The organism is Enterocloster lavalensis (assembly GCF_046603895.1).
GTDB classification, from domain to species: Bacteria; Bacillota; Clostridia; order Lachnospirales; family Lachnospiraceae; genus Enterocloster; species Enterocloster lavalensis.
This window is the reverse complement of sequence record NZ_CP176637.1, coordinates 1,216,747-1,235,533: the sequence shown is the minus strand read 5'-3', so window position 1 is coordinate 1,235,533 and position 18,787 is coordinate 1,216,747. Positions and strand designations below refer to the sequence as shown.

Genomic DNA, 18,787 nt, shown 5'->3' with positions numbered 1-18,787 from the left:
GCAAAAATGGACCGGTGGCAAGGGACATTTTTACACAGGACCGTATCCCTTTTTCCTGTGGAATACCAGCAGCAGCCCAAGGTAGCAAAGGCACAGGAAGCCGATTTGCAGGGCCGTCTCGATAAAGAGGGGCAGCTGGCCGGTGGGGCTGGAGATGGGGGTGGCGAAGCGGTAAAGTCCGATGGAGATGGCGAGGAGCAGGGAGGGCTTTAAGACCATACTCCAGGCGTTCCAGCGGAAGGGGACCAGGCGCTTTAGGGAGATCAGGCTGAAGAGCGCCAGGGCCAGCTCGCTGGCCAGCATGCCCCAGAGGTAGCCCTGGATGCCGAAAACCGGAATGGCGAAGAGGACGAACGCCAGACGGATCAGCATGGCGAGCACGTTCTGGAAGAAGGTGATGGAGGTTTTTCCAAGGCCGTTTAACACGCTTCCCAGGGTGGTGGCCAGGTACATGAAGGGGCAGAGCCAGGCCAGGATGGTGATGAAGGTGCCCGCGTCCGGGTCGCGGAAAACGCTGATGCCCAGCTGGCTTCCGAACATGGTAAAGACGCCGATGCAGAGGATGCCCATGTAACAGCTGTAGCGCAGGGACATGGAGATTACGGAGGAAATGCGTTCCTCATTTCCGTCGGATTGGGCCTCTGCCACTGTGGGCAGCAGAAGCACCGCCATGGAGTTGGTGATGGCGGAGGGGAAGAGGATGAAGGGCAGGCTCATCCCGGTCAACACGCCGTAGACGGAGAACGCCTCGCTGTTTGTGAGCCCGAAGCGCACCAGGCGGTTGGGAATCCAGATGGCTTCCGCGCTGCCTAAGAAGTTGAGCACCAGGCGGTTGCCCATGAGGGGGAGGGCCAGGGCCATCAAGGGGCCGGAGGTGTCGCGCAGCCCCGCGGTGAGCCCGCCCCACCCGGCGGTCTGAAGGCCGGGGCGCAGGCCGCGGTCCGGCGGGAACAGGAGCAGGGAGAGGAAGGTGAAGGCGGCCGAGGCCATTTCCCCGATCAGGTGGCCGTAGACGGCCAGGGTGACGGTGATCTCCCGGCCACGCTCCGCCCAGATGTCCACGATGAGAAATACCGCCGCCATGCGGATCACCTGTTCCGCCACCTGGGAGAAGGCCGGAACCCGGGCCTTCTGCATGCCGTAATAGTAGCCGTTGATGCAGGCGTGCAGGGCTGCGAAGGGCACGGACAGGGCCATGACGGGCAGATAGGGGGCGCAGCGCGGCTCCAACAGCAGCCTGGCGGCTAAAAAGTCATCGAACCGGCAGATGAAAGCGGCCAGCAGGACGGACAGGGACATGGAAATGATGAGGCCGCTGCGGAACGCCGCCCGGCCCCGCTTCATATTGGCCGCCACGTACTGGGAGAGGGCGGTCTGAATGGAACCGGCGCAGACGGCAAAGCAGATGCCGAACACCGGGTGGACCATGTTGTAGATTCCAAGCCCTTCCGCGCCGACGGCCCGGGACATGAAGATCCGGTAAAAGAACCCCAGAACCCGGCAGAGGAAGCCGGTCCCGGTGAGCAGCAGCGTGCCGGTGATGAACGCCCGCTTTCGCGGGGACAGCCAGCTGCCTATGGATTGTGAGGAAGTCTTGGGACTGTTCATATAAACTCCGGGTTTTGCGAATTATTATAAATATATGGGGGAGGCGGTAGGTTATGACGCGGGTGGGAAGATTGGAGCGGAAAGATTGGGAACGGCTTTTTGGGAGAGGGCCGGGAGTGAAATGAAAGGGAGCATGGCAAAACGGCCCTGCGCCGGGGAATCGGGCTGCAGAGCCGTCTGTGGGGATTGGAGTTGTCTGGTTTTTTCTAATAGAACATCGACATGACGATTCCCTGGCCATAATCGCCGAATTCCCGGCCGAAAAGGTTTACACCGCCTACAAATCTGGCAGTTTCGCGCACGGAGACACCAAAGGAAATATAGGGCTGGGCGGGCAGGTTCAGCGTCTCCAGGGTGATGTCGGGATTTTTCAGCTTTCCGTCCAGATAACCGCCGTTGGGACGCACGGAGACGGTTTTCAGAAGACCGTACTGGGTGCTGCCGGATTTCCAGTTCTCGGGAGTCAGACTGCCCCTTCTGGCCCCGAAGTCGCCCGGAGACTGATAAGTCAGGATATCGCGGCCGTTAACCGTGAACGTGATGTCCGAGGGCCAGTCTTCCGCATAGCCTGGCGCCTCCGAGCACAGCTCCAGACTGAATGTCAGCTCTTTAAGCGGCACAGGCGGCGGAAAATTGGGAAAGCGGTACTCGATAAAACCCTTGTGAAACCATAGGAGCTGGGCGTTGGTCCGCAGGGGGGAGTAGAAGGCGCGCGGGTTGTCGTAGGTGTCGATGACCCCGTTTTTATCGGCCAATCCGCAAGTGGGAGCTACCTCGAAGTCGTAATAATTCCCCACCGGCATGTCGAAGGTGATACTTTTGCTCCGGCGGTCGGCCTCTGGCATGGATACGTCGATGCGGATGGATTCCACGCTGTTGATACACACGCGCATGGAGCCGCGCAGGCCTGGCTGGGATTCGGTTACCACCATGCGGGCCTCCTCCAGGCAGCGTATGTGCATGGCGGTGGAGGATACCGGAATGTCGAGCGTGGAGGCGATCTCCTGAATCGACATGGGGGTATTGTCCAACAGGTTTAAAATCTGGAGGCGTACGGGCGAGGAGATGGCCTTTCCGATGTGAACCAGCTGTTCCTGGTGGGAGGGAACGGTGGTGCGCAGGTGAATATTCCGGTCATTGCTCAACTGAATGGGTTTCTTTGATTTTGACATAAGCGCTCCTGAGTGTTCTGATTCATTTTCTTTTATTCTATCAAAACTGAAGTATAAATTCCAGTAAATTTTCAAAAACGTCCATTTAATTGTATAAAAAATGTAATAAATAAACAGATGTTAAAATTAAATGGAAAATATAAGAAAAAATATTGTGAAATAATGCTCAAAAAAGCAATTAATTTTAAAATATATTGACAGATTGGATAGAAAATGCTAGCATGAATTTAGAAGAATAAATTACAAAAAGAATGTAATAAATAAAAATCGATACAATTTAACCATTACAAGATAATCGGAGGATTTGACATGAGGGGAGAATATCCGCGGCCGGAATTTCGGAGGGAACGTTGGTGCAGCCTCAATGGAGAATGGGGGATCACGCTTGGGGACCAGACCTGTACAATCCAGGTACCCTTCGCCTATCAATGCGCCATGAGCGGGACAGGAGTGAGCGGAGCATATGACACCATGCGTTATTTCCGGACGTTTCGGGTTCCGGAGGAATGGAACGGGAGCCGGATTATCCTTCATTTCGGGGCGGTGGACTACCGCAGCCAGGTGTTTGTAAACGGTTCGCCGGCGTGCAGCCATGAGGGTGGCTATACGCCCTTTTCAGCCGATATCACCCCGTATCTGACCGGCGGGGAGGAAATGCTGGAGGTCCGGGTCTGGGATCCCCTTAAAGATGAGACGATCCCCCGGGGGAAGCAATTTTGGGCGGGAGATCCCGCGTTTATCTGGTATACGCCGTCCTCGGGGATATGGCAGTCCGTATGGCTGGAACCCCTGGATGAGGCCCATATTGCAGGAATACGTTACGATTCCGACGTGGATGCCGGTTTGGTGCGCATCCGTTTCAGCCTGTCGGATCAATGTCCTCTGCCGTGCCGCCTGCGATGGCAGATCCGGGTGAAGGGCGAAGAGATTTACGAGGGTGGGTTTATAAGCCGGGAACGGAACGGGGAGTTTGCGGTGGATGTGTTTCATAACCGGATTCTGAACGGCAGCTTCCATTACAGCGGACTGTGCTGGTTTCCGGAGAGCCCGACGCTGTTTGACGTGCACACGGAGCTGGAGTCCGATGGGCAGATCCGGGACTCGGTGGACACCTATTTCGGTATGCGCAAGATCCATGTGTCGGAGGGAAAGATTTACCTGAACAACCGCCCTTATTTCCAAAAACTGGTTTTAGATCAAGGCTATTGGCCGGACAGCCTGGTGACCGCGCCCTCGGATGAAGCGTATCGGGAGGATATAAGGCGGGCTAAGGAAATGGGATTTAATGGCTGCCGCAAACATGAAAAAGCGGAGGATCCAAGATTTCTGTACTGGGCGGACCGCATGGGATTTCTGGTGTGGGAATCCATGGGCAGCTTCATCAGCTATACGCACCAGGCAGCCTCTGCCTTTGTCCGGGAGTGGTGCGGCCTGATCCAGCGGGATTACAGCCATCCCTGCATTGTGGTATGGAACGTGCTAAACGAGAGCTGGGGGATTCCGGTGGTCAGCCATGACCCCGAGCAGCAGGCGTTTGCCAATGCCATGTACTATCTGGCGCGAAGCCTGGGCGGGAACCGGCTGGTGATTTCCAACGACGGTTGGGAGATGACGGAGACGGATCTTGTGGCGGTGCACAGCTACCGCCATGGGGAACGGTCGGACGCCGGGATGCAGGAGCGTTTCTCACGGGGGCTTTGTTCGGTGGAAGGGCTGGCGGACATTATGATCCGCAAGCCATTTGCAGAGGGATACGGTTACAAGGGACAGCCGGTGATCCTCTCGGAGTGCGGCGGAATCGCACTGGCGCCGGAGGGGGGATGGGGCTATACCAGCGCGTCCGGGGCTGAGGAATTTCTGGAGGAGTACCAGCGCATCATCCGCGCCATCGGCCAGTCCGGAATGATTCAGGGGTTCTGTTACACTCAGTTTACCGACGTGGAACAGGAGATTAACGGTCTGCTGCGGCCGGACCGCACACCCAAGGTGGACCCGGAGGCGTTAAGGCAGATCAATGATCAGATTGAAACGATGCTGTGACCGGCATGTTTTAATAAAGGGAACCATTCAGTTGATTTATTTCAAAGAAAGGGAGGATTAGAAATGAAAAAATGCAAGAAGTTGACCGCATTACTGATGGCCAGCATTATGGGCCTGTCGCTGTTTGGCTGCTCATCCGGCAAGGATGCTCCCACCACGGCTGCGTCCCAGGCTCCGGAAACCAAGGCTCCGGAGACGAAAGCGCCGGAGGCCTCCGCCACAGCGGCCCCTGAAACTACGGAGGCGGCGGATGTGAACGGCGACGGTACTGTAAACAATCCGGAGAAAATTGTGGCCGGTGAACATGAGTTGATTTTCTGGTCCCTGTTCAGCGGCGGCGACGGCGACTGGATGGACAAGATCATCAACGATTATAACGCCACCAACCCGGAGTATAAGATTGTACCCGTGAAACTGGTGTGGGCGGATTATTACACGAAGTTGATGACCGCCGTGGCGGCCGGTAAGGGACCGGATATCGGTGTTTCCCATGTCTCCAAGCTGCCGGAACTGGTGGCGAACGGAGCGGTGCAATCCTTTGAGACCAATCTGGACTGGTCGGAGTACACAGAAGGCGCCAGGAACACCGTGACGTTCGACGGCGAAGTTTACGGGGTACCGCTGGACACCCACTGCCTGATCGCCTATCTGAATACCGATCTGTTCAAGGAGGCGGGAATTGAGCCGGATCTGTCGGTCAATACTGAGGACGACTTTGTGGCATTACTCAAACAACTCAAAGAAAAACTGCCGGAGGGCACGTACCCGCTGGCTATGGACAAAATTCAGGATTACCCCTTCCGCTACTGGTGGCAGGTCTACTATTCCATGGGCGGAACCGATGTAATCGACGCTGACGGCAAGGTTGCCATCGACCGGGACAAGGCCATCAAGGCTGCTGAGTTTATCAAGATGCTGTTTGACGAAGAGTACATTACCCCCAACCTGACGACCACGGAGGAGCAGGATAAGATCTTCCAGGCCGGAAAGGCTGCCATGGTGTTTACCGGCACGTGGTGCGTGGGCAAGTTCGGTGCCACGGACGGACTGAACTTTAAGGCCACTCTGGTACCCAGCCTGTTTGGGACGGAGAGCGCCTGGGCGGATTCCCACGTGTTTACCATCCCGGTGAATCCCGGCCGCACGCCGGAGGAGACGCAGGGCGCCATCGATTTTATCACCTGGGCGTCCAAGAACGGAGGGCTTACCTGGGCGGAGTCCGGCCAGATTCCTTCCAACCTGACGGTGACACAGAGCGATGCGTTCAAGGCATTGCCGCAGAGAAGCGAGTACGTGCGTGCCGCGCAGATTGCTGCGTATCCGCCACAGTCCGAGTCCTTCTACACGGCGAGGGCTGATATGATTGAGAAGCTGGACAGCTATTGGAACGGAGACGTGTCCGCGGAGGATATGGTGGATGACATGATTGCCACAATCCGCGCAGACATCGAATAGAAAGTAAAGGGGGAGTCCCTGTCATGACGTACAAACGAAAAAATCTGCTGGCCGCGGTGTTGTTTTTGCTGCCGTTCACGGTGTTCTACACGATTTTTACCATCTGGCCGATCATACAGGGACTCTATGTCAGCCTGCACAAATGGGGGCTGATGGGCAAACAGCGGTTTGTGGGCCTGAAAAATTATCAGAAGTTTCTGGGCGACCGCTATTTCTGGGAAGCTTTGGGAAATACCACGAAATTTGTGGTGTTAACAGTTCCGGTGCTGATGGTGCTGGCGCTGCTTCTGGCCCTTTTGGCCAACCGAAACAGCCGGGGAAGAAAATTTTTTCGGGTTGCCTACTATCTGCCCAACGTGCTGTCCGTGACGGTTGTCTCTTACTGCGCCCTGTTTATGTTTAAGCCCTATCTGGGGTTTGTCAACAGTTTTTTAAAGACCATCGGTGTGCTGCAGCCGGCGGAGGAGATATTCTGGCTGTCTGAGGGACAGCGGCCCTGGTTTGTGGTGGTGGCGGCCACGGTGTGGTGGACGGTGGGCTACAGCATGATGCTCTATCTCTCCGCATTGAAAGACATACCGGGCCAGCTCTATGAGGCGGCGGCCATGGACGGGGCGACGGATATGAAGGCATTTTTCTATATCACGATCCCGATGCTCAAACGAACCACTTACCTGATCTTTATGCTTCAGGTGATCGCCTCGTTCAAGGTGTTCGGCCAGTTCTGGCTGATCACCAAAGGCGGTCCGGGTACCAGCACCCGCCCGTTGATCCAGCTGATCTATCAGACCGGATTTGAGAAAAACAATATGGGATACGCTTCCGCTATGTCCTTCGCCCTGTTTCTGATTCTGCTGGTGCTGACGGTAGCGCAGCTTTCGGTGCAAAGGAGGGGAGAGCGATGAAACGGAAAAAAGGCGTTACAGGCGTACTGCTGACGATTGTTTCGACCCTGGTGGCGGTATTGTTCTTATTTCCGGTGATATGGGCTCTGGCGGTGTCCTTCAAAAAAGAGGGAACCGCGGTGTCCAACGCCATACAGTGGTTTTTGCCGCCTTATACCGCACAGAACTATCCCCGTGTGCTCTTCGACAGTAAGGTGCCGCTGTGGCTGTTCAACAGCGTGGTGATCGCGCTGGTTTCCACTCTGCTGGTGGTGATGCTGTCAGCCATGGCAGCCTACGCCCTGTCGAAGATCCGCTTCAAGGGTTCGGGGCTGGTCTACCTGTTTTTCCTCATCGGGCTGATGGTTCCCGGAGAGGCCACTATCATTCCGCTCTACATAATCTGCAACCGGCTGCATTTGCTGGACTCCTATGTGGGAATTATGGCGCCTACGATTGCCGTGTCCATGAACATGATTATTCTGACGAACTTTTTCAAAGGAATTCCGGACGAGCTGATTGAGGCTGCTATCATCGACGGCGCAGGCCATGGGAAGATTTTCGCCCGTCTGATTCTGCCGCTGTCCAAACCGGTTCTGGTTACGGTGGCCATATTTGCCTTTATGGCCAGCTGGAATAATTATCTGTGGCCATTCCTGTGCGCCATGGATGAAAATATTTTCACGCTTCCGGTGGGGATACCAACTTTTATCGGGCAATACTCCATCGATTATGTGGTGCCTTTGACCGCTTCAATGGTGGCTTCCATTCCGGCGATTGTGGCGTATCTTCTGCTGGAACGTTATATTGTGGAAGGAATTGCCATGACGGGAGTGAAAGGGTGAGAATTTAATAAATCCGCAAAAAAGGGATATCGCTTCAGAACGCGGTATCTCTTTTTTTTGGCGCGCCGGTTCGGGCGGATCATCAGGAATTCCGGCTGCAAAATTGCATATGATACAATAGTGGATAAAAAAACTCCATTTTTAATACAAAATAATATCATTCCCATTGAAATTGTAGGAATTAAATGGTATAGTAAGTAGCGTAGATGAAGCTTTTAACTTTATGCTATGTATAAAACAAAATGAAAGGCGGATTTGCAACATGAAACAGTTGATTTATCTGGACAATGCGGCCACGACCAAGACGCGGCCGGAGGTGGTGGAGGCCATGCTTCCCTACTTCAGCGAATATTACGGGAACCCATCTTCCGTATACGAATTTTCAACCATCACTAAAAAGGCGGTGACCGGGGCACGCGAGACCATCGCGAAGTCTCTGGGAGCCAGGACCGAAGAGATATATTTTACCGCCGGGGGCAGCGAGTCCGACAACTGGGCCCTGACCGCCACCGCGGAAGCTTACCAGTCCAAGGGAAAGCACATCATCACCAGCAAGATCGAGCACCACGCGGTGCTGCACACCTGCGCTCATCTGGAGAAGCGGGGCTTTGAGGTGACCTACGTGGACGTGGACGAGAACGGTGTGGTCAAGCTGGATGAGCTTAAGAAGGCCATCCGTCCCGACACCATCCTGATCTCCATTATGTTCGCCAACAACGAGATCGGCACCATCGAGCCCATAAGGGAGATCGGACAGATCGCCAGAGATCACGGCATCCTGTTCCACACCGACGCGGTGCAGGCTTACGCCCATGTGCCGATCAATGTGGACGAGTACAACATCGACATGCTCAGCTCCAGCGCCCACAAGTTAAACGGCCCCAAGGGCATCGGTTTCCTCTATATCCGCAAGGGCGTGAAAATCCGCTCCTTCATCCACGGCGGCGCCCAGGAGCGCAAGCGCCGTGCCGGCACGGAAAATGTACCCGGCATCGTTGGCTACGGCAAGGCCGTGGAGCTGGCCATGGCCACGCTGGAGGAGCGCTCCAAATATGAGACCGGTCTGCGCGACTACCTGATGGACCGCGTTATGGCCGAGATCCCCTACACCCGGATCAACGGATCCCGCAAAAACCGTCTGCCCAACAACGTGAACTTCGCATTCCAGTTCATCGAGGGCGAGTCCTTACTCATCAAGCTGGACATGGAAGGAATCTGCGGTTCCAGCGGCTCCGCCTGTACCTCCGGCTCCCTGGATCCCTCCCACGTGCTCCTGGCCATCGGGTTGCCCCACGAGATCGCCCACGGCTCCCTGCGCCTGACCTTAAGCGAGGAGAACACCAAGGAGGAGATGGACTACGTGGTGGAGAAGCTTAAAGAAATCGTAGCCTACTTGCGCAATCTGTCCCCGCTTTATGAGGACTTCATGAAGAAAAACAGCCGGTAACCGCCGGTTTCGGGCGGCGGGGCATTCCCGGATAACAGCGCCACGGGCGGCGGGGCATTCCCGGATAACAGCGCCATGGGTGGCGGGGCATTCCCGGATAACAGCGCCACGGGCGGTGGGGCATTCCCGAATAACAGCGCCATGGGCGGCGGGGCCTCCCCACAGACAACAGCGCCGCGGGCGCGGGACGCCCCCCGGACAACGGGCCCCGCCCGCTCACAAAAACCAAAATACAGGAGATTGAATTATGTATACAGAGAAAGTAATGGACCATTTTGAGCACCCCAGAAATGTAGGAGAAATTGAAAATGCCAGCGGCATGGGCACTGTGGGAAATCCCAAGTGCGGCGATATCATGCGCATTTACCTGGATATCGACGAGAACCAGATCATCCGGGACGTGAAGTTCAAGACCTTCGGCTGCGGAGCCGCCGTAGCCACCAGCAGCATGGCCACGGAGCTGGTCAAGGGCAAATCCATCTACGAGGCCATGCAGGTGACCAACAAAGCAGTCTGTGAGGCGTTGGACGGACTTCCGCCCGTGAAGATCCACTGTTCCCTGCTGGCCGAGGAGGCCATCCACGCGGCGCTGTGGGATTACGCCCAGAAGAACGGCATCACCATCGACGGGCTGGAGAAACCCAAGGACAACATCGGTGAAGAGGAAGAAGAGGAAGATTATTAATCGGCCATGAGTGAAGAGAAAAAGACCGTAGTGGTGGGCATGTCCGGGGGAGTGGATTCCTCCGTGGCAGCCTACCTTTTAAAACAGCAGGGTTACCGGGTGATCGGCGTGACCATGCAGATCTGGCAGGACGAGGACGGGGACGTGCAGGAGGAGCAGGGGGGCTGCTGCGGCTTAAGCGCCGTGGACGATGCCCGCCGGGTGGCCATGCAGCTGGAGATTCCCTACTATGTGATGAATTTTAAGCAGGAATTCCGCGAGCACGTGATGGACTACTTCGCAGGGGAATACCTGGAGGGCCGCACGCCCAATCCCTGCATTGCCTGCAACCGCTATGTAAAGTGGGAGTCCCTGCTGCGCCGCAGCATCGCCATCGGTGCTGACTACATCGCCACTGGCCATTACGCCAGGATCGAGCGCCTGGAAAACGGGCGTTTCGCCCTGCGCCGTTCCGTCACCGAGGCCAAAGACCAGACCTACGCCCTATACAACCTGACCCAGGAGCAGCTTTCCAGAACCCTGATGCCCGTGGGCAGCTACCACAAGGACGAGATCCGGCGGATGGCGGAGGAGATCGGCCTCAATGTGGCCCACAAGCCCGACAGCCAGGAGATCTGTTTTGTGCCGGACAAGGATTACGCCTCCTTTATCGAGGACTACACCGGCAAATCCTGCCCCGAGGGCAATTTTGTGGATCTTCAGGGAAATGTTCTGGGCCGCCACAAGGGAATCTCCCACTACACCGTGGGCCAGCGCAAGGGCCTGAACCTGTCCATGGGCCGCCCGGTGTTCGTGGTGGAGATCCGACCGGACACCAACGAGGTGGTGATCGGGGAAGGCGAAGATGTATTTACAAATACCCTCCGCTGTAGTAAACTGAACTGGATGGCGGTGGACGGGCTTCACGGCGGGCAGCTGCGGGTCGATGCAAAGATCCGCTACAGCCACAGAGGGGCAGCCTGTACCATACGCGAGATCGGCGAAGACCTGGTGGAATGCGTGTTCGACGAGCCGGTCCGGGCGGTGACGCCGGGACAGGCCGTGGTATTCTACACCGGGGACTACGTGGCCGGAGGAGGAACGATTTTATGAAACGAACAGTGACGAAAATGGGCTTGGCGGTGCTCTGCGCAGGCGCGCTCTGCACCAGCGGAGCCCTTTCCGCGTGCGGGACATACAAGCCGGTGGAGGCCGCCGCAGACCAGACGGCCGCCGGGGACAGCCAGGACCGGGCGGACGGCGGAGACGGACAGGCCGCGGCAGATAACGGGCAGGCGGACGGGAATACCCAGCCCACCCCTGAGTCCAGCCGCAACGAGGCGGAGTTGACCACCGCCAAGCCGCCGGAATTCGACGAGGTGGACGAGACGGTCTATGTAAAAACTGCGGACGGGACGCCGGTAAACGTGCGCTCCAGCTGCAACAAGCAGAACAATTCCAACGTGGTGATCACGGCCGCCGTGGGCGCGGAGCTTAAGCGCACCGGAATCAGCGAGGAGTGGAGCCGCATTGTGATGGAGGGCCAGGTGTACTACGTGGCCACGGCGTTTTTGACCACCGAGGTCCCCGAGACCACGGCGGCCTCGAATTCCGCCAACGTGGAGGCGGGCGAGGTGAAGCTGGACTCCTCCTGGAAGTACGCGGACTTTTCCAAGATCAATTCCGGGGCGGCAAAGCTGTACCGCTCCGAGGCGGACAGCCGCAAGAACAAGACAATCTGCGTCAACGCGGGCCACGGCACCTCGGGCGGCAGCAGCGTAAAGACCCAGTGCCATCCCGACGGCACTCCCAAGGTGACAGGCGGCACCACCAGCGCGGGCGCCACCTCGGCAGTTGCGGTGTCCGGTGGCATGACATTTTCCGACGGCACCCCGGAGGCCAAGGTCACGCTGGCCATGGCCCTGAAGCTGAAGGACAAGCTGTTGGCGAACGGCTACGACGTGCTGATGATCCGGGAGAGCGACGACGTCCAGCTGGACAACATCGCCCGCACCGTGATCGCCAACAACACCAGCGACTGCCACATTGCCCTGCACTGGGACAGTACCACCAACAACAAGGGGGCTTTCTACATGAGCGTTCCCTCCAATCAGTCCTACCGGAACATGGAGCCGGTGAAGTCCCACTGGGAGCAGCACAATGCCTTAGGCGCCAGCCTGGTAGCCGGGCTTAAATCCGCCGGTGTGAAGATCTTTTCCAACGGAGCCATGGAGATGGACCTGACCCAGACCTCCTTCTCCACCATTCCTTCCGTGGATATCGAGCTGGGCGACAAGGCATCGGACCATTCCTCCGCCACCCTGGATACCCTGGCGGACGGGCTGCTGACCGGAATCAACCAGTATTTCGGATATTAAACAGTATGAAACCGGGAAGCCTGCGGCGCTGCCGCAGCCTTCCCAGCGGGCGGAGTCCCTGCCGTTTTCACGGCAAACGTGTTTTGCTCCCGGGAAAACGGCGAAATCCCCCGGGCTGGAATCCTGCCCACGGGATTTCGCTCAAAAAAATCGCTGAAATTAAGGAAAAAATGCAGCGAACCACTTCCCAAAAGATGAATTTTAGTGTATAATACGATAGTTGGCTATTTTTAGGAGACGTAGCGAAGCGGCCGTAACGCGGCGCACTCGAAATGCGTTTATCGGTTCATCCCGGTACGAGGGTTCGAATCCCTCCGTCTCCGCTTGTAAACCCTAAACCCTTGACTCGTTCAAGGGTTTTTCGTTTTTTATGACCATTCACTGCGGCACCTGGGCACGGGATACGGTAAACTTAGACGGAATGGAGACAAGGCGGCTTTGGTGTTCAATAAAAGGAGGTAAAAAGATTTGGGCAATGTGACGCTGGCGGAGGTTGAGAGCCTGGCACGGAAGATACTGACGACCTATTTCTGCGACTCCGACCTGGAGTTTTTGATTTCCACATTTGCAGATGACATTATCTGGCTGGGCGGAGGCGAGAAACAGAAGGCGGAGGGAAAAGAGGCGGTGGCCGCCTGCTTCCGAAGCGGAAAGGACGGTATGATCGCCTGCGACATGAGCGAGGAATCCTACCACTGCATGGACCTTGGAGGCGGCGCTTACCTTTGCGAGGGGGTGAGCTGGCTGCACAGCAAGCCGGGATCGGAATTCTACGTCAACATGCAGCAGCGGGTGACCTTTGTGTTCCGCGAGACAGACGAGGGGCTTAAGGCCGTACATATCCACAATTCCGTGCCCTACCAGGCCATTAAGGAGGACGAACTGTTCCCGATCGAGTCCAGCAGGGAGGAATTTATCCGCCTGCAATCGGCTCTGAACATCAAAAACCAGGAGTTCGAGAACCAGGCGCAGTTTCTGGAACGCCTGTACGACACCATACCCTGCGGAATTCTTCAGTTTACCACGGATCCCGGCCACAGGGTGGTGGCTTTAAATCCCATGACCTGGAAATTCTACGGCTATGACTCCGAGGAGGCGTACCGGCGCGATGTGACCAGCCCGCTGGACAATGTGGAGGAGGAGGACCGCGGCCGGGTCCTGGCAGCCATCGACCGCCTGACCTTAAACGGTGAGAATTCATCCTACCGCCGCCGCTGCGTCCGAAGGGACGGCCAGGAGGCGTGGATCAGCGTGGTCATGGGCCGGATCGTCAACAGCGACGGCCAGGAGGTGATTCAGGCGGTATTTACGGATATCACGGAGCAGATGCGCCTGGAAAAGGCCCAGGAGCAGGAGCGGATTCTGGAAAACCGTTTTCTGCGCGCTGCGATCTACACCGCATACCCCCTGATCATGAGCCTGAATCTGACCCGGAATACCTACAGCCTGTTTGTGGATGAGCAGGATTCCTATACCATCCAGGGGGAGGGGACCTACACGGATCTGGTGGAGAACAGCCTGCCCATGATCTATCCCTCCTACCAGGAGGATTACCGGAACACCTTCCGGCGGGAGGAGATTCTGCGCAGATTTGAGGCCGGGGAGCGGGAGATCTACATGGAGATGCAGCAGATGGGGGACGATGGGGAGTACCACTGGCTCTCCGTGCATGTGATCGCTGTGGAGAACCCCTTTAACGACGACGTGCTGGCCATTGATCTGGTGAAGCTTCTGGACAGCCAGCGCCAGGAGCAGGCCCGCCAGCAACAGCTTCTGCGGGATGCCCTGGCCTCCGCTAACGCGGCCAGCAGGGCCAAGTCGGATTTCCTCTCCCGCATGAGCCACGATATCCGCACGCCCATGAACGCCATCATCGGCATGACCACCATCGGCCAGCTCAAACTGGAGGATAGTCAGGTGGTGCGGGACTGTTTCCGCAAGATCGACACCTCGTCCAAATATCTCCTGTCCCTGATCAATGACATTTTAGACATGTCCAGGATCGAGACAGACAAAATGGAGATCGCCCACGAGCTCTTTGACTTCAAAGCCTTTGCGGAGGAGTTGAATCAGATCATCTATCCCCAGACTCTGGAGAAGGAGGTGGGCTACGAGATGCGCCACCGGGAGCCCCTGGAAAGCCATTATATCGGCGACTCCCTGCGCATGAAGCAGATTTTGATGAACCTGCTCTCCAACGCCCTGAAATTCACGCCACCGGGAGGAAAGCTGGGGGTGGACATCCGTGAGGAAAAGCGCGCAAACGGCTTCGCCTACCTGGAGTTTATGGTCTGGGACAATGGCATCGGCATGTCGGAAGAATTCATGCAGCGGATCTTCCAGCCCTTTGAGCAGGAGAACCCGGGGAATGCCCGCAACAACGTGGGCAGCGGCCTGGGCCTGTCCATCGTCTACAATCTGGTGCAGCTCATGGGCGGAACCATCGGTGTGGAGAGCGAGAAGGACAAAGGCAGCACCTTCACCGTCACCATTCCCTTCCAGCTGGTATCCGACAACCAGGAGCGGGAGTGGGAGCGGAAACGACAGAATCTCCTGAAAGGCTTTGAGGTGCTGGTGGTGGACGACGATCCGGCGGTGGGCCGGCAGACGGCGGTGATCCTGGAGGACATCGGGGCCAGAACCGTGTGGGCGGATTCCGGCTACCGGGCTGTGGAGGAGGTACAGATAAGCCTCCGCCAGGACCGGATGTTCGACATCGCCATGATCGACTGGAAAATGCCCGGGATCGACGGGATCGAGACGGCCAGGCGGATCCGAAACCTGGTGGGCGGGGATACCATGATCATCATGATCACGGCCTACGACTGGAGCGGAATCGAGGCGGAGGCCCGGGCTGCGGGCATCGACTATTTTATCGCCAAGCCCCTGTTCCGGTCCGCGATCTACGACACGTTCTCCAAGCTGGATAAGCGGAATCCGGAGCCGTCCGGGCAATGCGATCCGGGCCTTGCGGGGAAACGCTTCCTGCTGGCCGAGGACAACGAGCTGAACCGGGAGATTGCGGTGACGCTTCTGGAAATGAACGGGGCGGCTGTGGACACCGCTGTAAACGGCCGGGAGGCCCTGGACTTCTTCGGGGCCCGGGAACCGGGGACCTACGACGCGGTTCTGATGGATATCCGCATGCCGGTCATGGACGGCCTGGAGGCGTGCATGCGGATTCGCGCCATGGACCGCGGGGACGGCGCGTCGGTTCCGATTTTGGCCATGACCGCCAACGCCTTTGAGGAGGACAAGAAGAAAGCGTTTGCAGCGGGGATGACGGGATACCTGGTCAAGCCCCTGGATATCCGTCTCCTGGTGGAGGAACTGAAGCGCTGCCTGGGCTGAGACGCCCGGCAAAATCCTGCAAAAAAGCATAAGCGCGGTAAAATGAGGGAAATGGTCCGGCGGCCGTTTCCCTTATTCTGCATCCCGGGAAGCCTTCCCGGACGGCCCCGGGGCGCGGACCCTTTGGGAAGGGGGAACCTTAAAAACCTATATAAACCATGGGTTTGCGCTGCAATCGAGCGGGCTAAAAGCATTGCACATTCAACCCTTCTATGCTAGAATAAAATGGTATATATATGGACAGAGTTAAGAAACTGTTTACACAAAAAATATATGAAATATTTCTGGAGTGACCGGATTCACCGAACGCGGGGACAGAGGACGCTGGCGCGGCAGTTCAGGACAAGGGGATAAAACAATGATCTATAAAACAATATTGGTGGTTGAGGACAACGAGATCAACCGGACTATGCTGAACACGATACTGGCCGATCAATATCAGGTGCTGGAGGCGGAAAACGGGGAGGAGGCGCTCTCCCTGCTGGAACAGTATAAGGATGAGATATCCCTCATTCTGCTGGATCTGGTGATGCCCGTGATGGACGGCTACACCTTTCTGTCCATCATGAAGTCCACGCCTGACTACGCGACCATACCGGTGATCGTCACCACGCAGAATGACGGCGAGACCGACGAGGTGGCGGCCCTGGCTCACGGGGCCACCGATTTTGTGGCAAAACCCTACAAGCCCCAGGTGATCCTGCACCGCGTGGCCAGCATCATCAACCTGCGGGAGACGGCGGCCATGGTCAACCAGTTCCAGTACGACCGCCTGACCGGGCTTTACAGCAAGGAGTTTTTCTACCGGAAGGCCAAGGACCTGCTGGCCCAGAATCCCCAAAAACGCTATGATGTGATCTGTTCCGATATCGAGAATTTCAAGCTGATCAACGATGTGTTCGGGATTCCGGCCGGGGACCGGCTGCTGTGCGGCATCGCCCGGCTCTACACCCGGTTGGTGAACGGGCGCGGCCTCTGCGGCCGGTTCAACGCGGACCAGTTCGTGTGCCTGCTGGAGCACGGCTGGGAATACTCCAACGAGATGTTCCGGAATGCGGAGATCGAGATCAGCGCCATGTCAAACACCAGGAGCGTATCCTTGAAATGGGGCGTGTTCGCGGTTGTGGACCGGACCATTCCCTTTGAGCAGATGTGCGACCGGGCGCTTTTGGCCGCCCGCAGCATCAAGGGACAGTACGGAAAGTATTTCGCCACCTATGACGATAAGCTGCGCAACAAGCTGCTGCGGGAGCAGGCCATCACGGACGGCATGGAGGCTGCGCTGAAGGAAGGACAGTTCGTGATCTATCTGCAGCCCAAGTACCGCATTCAGGACTACCGGCTGGCGGGCGCGGAGGCGCTGATCCGGTGGAACCACCCGGAGTGGGGCTTTCAGTCTCCGGCTGAGTTCATCCCCCTGTTTGAGAAAAACGGCTTTATCACCAAGCTGGACCAGTTCGTGTGGGACCGGACCTGCGCCGCTCTGCGGTCCTGGGACGACAAGGGACTTCCGGCAATCGCCGTCTCCGTCAACGTATCCCGGGCGGACATCTACAATGCGAACCTGGCGGATTTCCTCATGAACACGGTAAACAAGTACGGTCTGTCCCCCTCCAGGCTTCACCTGGAGATCACGGAGAGCGCCTACACCGAGGACCCCAATCAGATCATCGAGACGGTGGTCAGCCTGCGCAATCTGGGATTTATCATCGAGATGGACGACTTTGGCAGCGGGTACTCCTCCCTGAACATGCTCAACCAGAGGCCGCTTGATATCCTGAAGCTGGACATGAAATTCATCCAGAGCGAGACGGCCAAACCCAATAAGCAGGGAATTCTGCGCTTTATCATGGGCCTGGCCCGGTGGATGAAGCTGAGCGTGGTGGCGGAGGGCGTGGAGACCCCGGAGCAGATGGAGCGGCTGCGCGAGATCGGCTGCGATTACGCTCAGGGCTACTATATGGCCAGACCCATGCCCTGCGACCAGTTTGAGGAGCTGCTGAGAGAGCAGGCCGGAAGCGGAGAGCAGGCGGAGGAGGCTGAAGAATCGCAGCAGGAGGACCGCCCCCGGCAGATTCTGTTGATTGCGGACGAAGACGAAACCTACCGCGGGCAGGTGCGGGAGACCTTTAAAGAACAGTTTGAGGTGGTGGAGGCAGCGGACGGCGAGGCGGCCCTGGGCTGCATCGCGGACTACGAGAGCCGGATCGGGGCGGTGGTCCTGAGCCTGACCCTCTCCGGACCTGACGGTTTCTCCGTGCTGGAGATTTTGCAGCGGGAGAAGGCGGTGTGGAACATCTGCGCTATCGCCACGGCCTCAGCGGATGCGGGCATGGAGGAGCGGGCCCTGGAGATGGGCGCCGACGACTTTGCCGGCAAGCCTCATACCATGAAGAGCCTGAAGCGCCGTGTGACCCGGGCGCTCAGAGCCACGCAGACCCGGGAGTGGAGCCTGGAGCTTCAGCAGGAGGCCAGCAGGGACTATCTGACCGGACTGTTAAACCGCCGTGGATTTCAGGCCGCCATGGATTCCCTGCGCAAGGAGGACGCTCCCCTGGCGCTCTATCTGTTCGACCTGGACAATTTGAAGTCGATCAACGACACCTTCGGGCATGCGGAGGGGGACCGCCATATCCGGCAGTTTGCCCAGCTTCTGCGTTCCCACACCCGGGAATCCGATATCCTGTCGCGCTACGGCGGGGATGAGTTCGTGGTGGTGATGAAGCAGATGAAGACCGATGAAGCCGCGCTCAAAAAGGGCGAGGAGATTTGCCGGGCGATCCGGGAAATGGGGGCCGGAGGAAATCTGGCGGCATGCACGGCGGGGGTGGTCCGCCGGAATGAGCCGGATTCCTCAGAGGAGCTGATTGAATGGGCGGATCAGGCATTATACCAGGCGAAGAAAAACAATAAGGGCGGCTGCAGTTTGTGGAGGAAATGAGC

At 57.4% G+C, this 18,787-nt stretch carries 12 protein-coding genes and 1 tRNA gene; 11 read left to right on the top strand and 2 right to left on the bottom strand.

Annotated elements, in window-relative coordinates; all coding sequences use genetic code 11:
- Positions 1–30 precede the first annotated feature (30 nt).
- Both ACK2JC_RS05440 and ACK2JC_RS05435 read right to left on the bottom strand, forming a co-directional pair.
- Positions 31–1,608: a polysaccharide biosynthesis protein gene (locus ACK2JC_RS05440; RefSeq protein WP_320936168.1), complete on the bottom strand. Its 1,578-nt coding sequence runs from the start codon at positions 1,606–1,608 to the stop codon at positions 31–33.
- 206 nt (positions 1,609–1,814) lie between these two features.
- Positions 1,815–2,780, bottom strand: a complete 966-nt coding sequence (locus ACK2JC_RS05435) for an ArsR/SmtB family transcription factor (protein ID WP_320936169.1) — start codon at positions 2,778–2,780, stop codon at positions 1,815–1,817.
- 309 nt (positions 2,781–3,089) lie between these two features.
- Between ACK2JC_RS05435 and ACK2JC_RS05430 the strand changes: the two genes are divergently transcribed.
- From ACK2JC_RS05430 to ACK2JC_RS05380, 11 genes are all read left to right on the top strand, one after another.
- A complete protein-coding gene (locus ACK2JC_RS05430; protein ID WP_368271474.1) occupies positions 3,090–4,820 on the top strand; it encodes a glycoside hydrolase family 2 protein in 1,731 nt (576 codons plus the stop codon).
- Positions 4,821–4,883: 63 nt separating this feature from the next.
- On the top strand, positions 4,884–6,275 hold the full coding sequence (locus ACK2JC_RS05425; RefSeq protein WP_092362300.1) for an extracellular solute-binding protein: 1,392 nt from the start codon (positions 4,884–4,886) through the stop codon (positions 6,273–6,275).
- A gap of 23 nt (positions 6,276–6,298) precedes the next feature.
- Positions 6,299–7,180, top strand: a complete 882-nt coding sequence (locus ACK2JC_RS05420; RefSeq protein ID WP_092362302.1) for a carbohydrate ABC transporter permease — start codon at positions 6,299–6,301, stop codon at positions 7,178–7,180.
- Positions 7,177–8,004 (top strand): carbohydrate ABC transporter permease, encoded by an 828-nt coding sequence (locus tag ACK2JC_RS05415; RefSeq protein ID WP_092362304.1) that lies wholly within the window; start codon positions 7,177–7,179, stop codon positions 8,002–8,004. The genes ACK2JC_RS05420 and ACK2JC_RS05415 overlap by 4 nt, the downstream gene beginning before the upstream one ends.
- 262 nt (positions 8,005–8,266) lie before the next feature.
- On the top strand, positions 8,267–9,451 hold the full coding sequence (gene nifS / locus ACK2JC_RS05410) for a cysteine desulfurase NifS (protein WP_276950180.1): 1,185 nt from the start codon (positions 8,267–8,269) through the stop codon (positions 9,449–9,451).
- 247 nt (positions 9,452–9,698) lie between these two features.
- A complete protein-coding gene (gene nifU / locus ACK2JC_RS05405; protein ID WP_007709768.1) occupies positions 9,699–10,136 on the top strand; it encodes a Fe-S cluster assembly scaffold protein NifU in 438 nt (145 codons plus the stop codon).
- Between the two features lie 6 nt (positions 10,137–10,142).
- On the top strand, positions 10,143–11,228 hold the full coding sequence (gene mnmA / locus ACK2JC_RS05400) for a tRNA 2-thiouridine(34) synthase MnmA (RefSeq protein ID WP_320936171.1): 1,086 nt from the start codon (positions 10,143–10,145) through the stop codon (positions 11,226–11,228).
- Positions 11,225–12,493, top strand: coding sequence for an N-acetylmuramoyl-L-alanine amidase (locus tag ACK2JC_RS05395; protein ID WP_320936172.1), 1,269 nt, complete (start codon positions 11,225–11,227; stop codon positions 12,491–12,493). The genes mnmA and ACK2JC_RS05395 overlap by 4 nt, the downstream gene beginning before the upstream one ends.
- A gap of 233 nt (positions 12,494–12,726) precedes the next feature.
- Positions 12,727–12,816 (top strand) — tRNA-Ser (locus ACK2JC_RS05390).
- Between the two features lie 145 nt (positions 12,817–12,961).
- Positions 12,962–15,844 (top strand): response regulator, encoded by a 2,883-nt coding sequence (locus ACK2JC_RS05385; protein ID WP_320937855.1) that lies wholly within the window; start codon positions 12,962–12,964, stop codon positions 15,842–15,844.
- A 358-nt stretch (positions 15,845–16,202) separates the two neighbouring features.
- Complete coding sequence (locus ACK2JC_RS05380) at positions 16,203–18,785, top strand: EAL domain-containing protein (RefSeq protein ID WP_320937856.1); 2,583 nt, start codon at positions 16,203–16,205, stop codon at positions 18,783–18,785.
- The last annotated feature ends 2 nt before the right edge of the window (positions 18,786–18,787 follow it).

What these genes read in the sequence shown, in the direction of transcription:
- ACK2JC_RS05380 (WP_320937856.1), top strand. Translation starts at nt 16,203, where the DNA reads ATGATCTATAAAACAATATTGGTGGTTGAGGACAACGAGATCAACCGG.
- ACK2JC_RS05425 (WP_092362300.1), top strand. Translation starts at nt 4,884, where the DNA reads ATGAAAAAATGCAAGAAGTTGACCGCATTACTGATGGCCAGCATTATG.
- nifS (WP_276950180.1), top strand. Translation starts at nt 8,267, where the DNA reads ATGAAACAGTTGATTTATCTGGACAATGCGGCCACGACCAAGACGCGG.
- ACK2JC_RS05395 (WP_320936172.1), top strand. Translation starts at nt 11,225, where the DNA reads ATGAAACGAACAGTGACGAAAATGGGCTTGGCGGTGCTCTGCGCAGGC.
- mnmA (WP_320936171.1), top strand. Translation starts at nt 10,143, where the DNA reads ATGAGTGAAGAGAAAAAGACCGTAGTGGTGGGCATGTCCGGGGGAGTG.
- nifU (WP_007709768.1), top strand. Translation starts at nt 9,699, where the DNA reads ATGTATACAGAGAAAGTAATGGACCATTTTGAGCACCCCAGAAATGTA.
- ACK2JC_RS05435 (WP_320936169.1), bottom strand. Translation starts at nt 2,780, where the DNA reads ATGTCAAAATCAAAGAAACCCATTCAGTTGAGCAATGACCGGAATATT.
- ACK2JC_RS05430 (WP_368271474.1), top strand. Translation starts at nt 3,090, where the DNA reads ATGAGGGGAGAATATCCGCGGCCGGAATTTCGGAGGGAACGTTGGTGC.
- ACK2JC_RS05420 (WP_092362302.1), top strand. Translation starts at nt 6,299, where the DNA reads ATGACGTACAAACGAAAAAATCTGCTGGCCGCGGTGTTGTTTTTGCTG.
- ACK2JC_RS05415 (WP_092362304.1), top strand. Translation starts at nt 7,177, where the DNA reads ATGAAACGGAAAAAAGGCGTTACAGGCGTACTGCTGACGATTGTTTCG.
- ACK2JC_RS05440 (WP_320936168.1), bottom strand. Translation starts at nt 1,608, where the DNA reads ATGAACAGTCCCAAGACTTCCTCACAATCCATAGGCAGCTGGCTGTCC.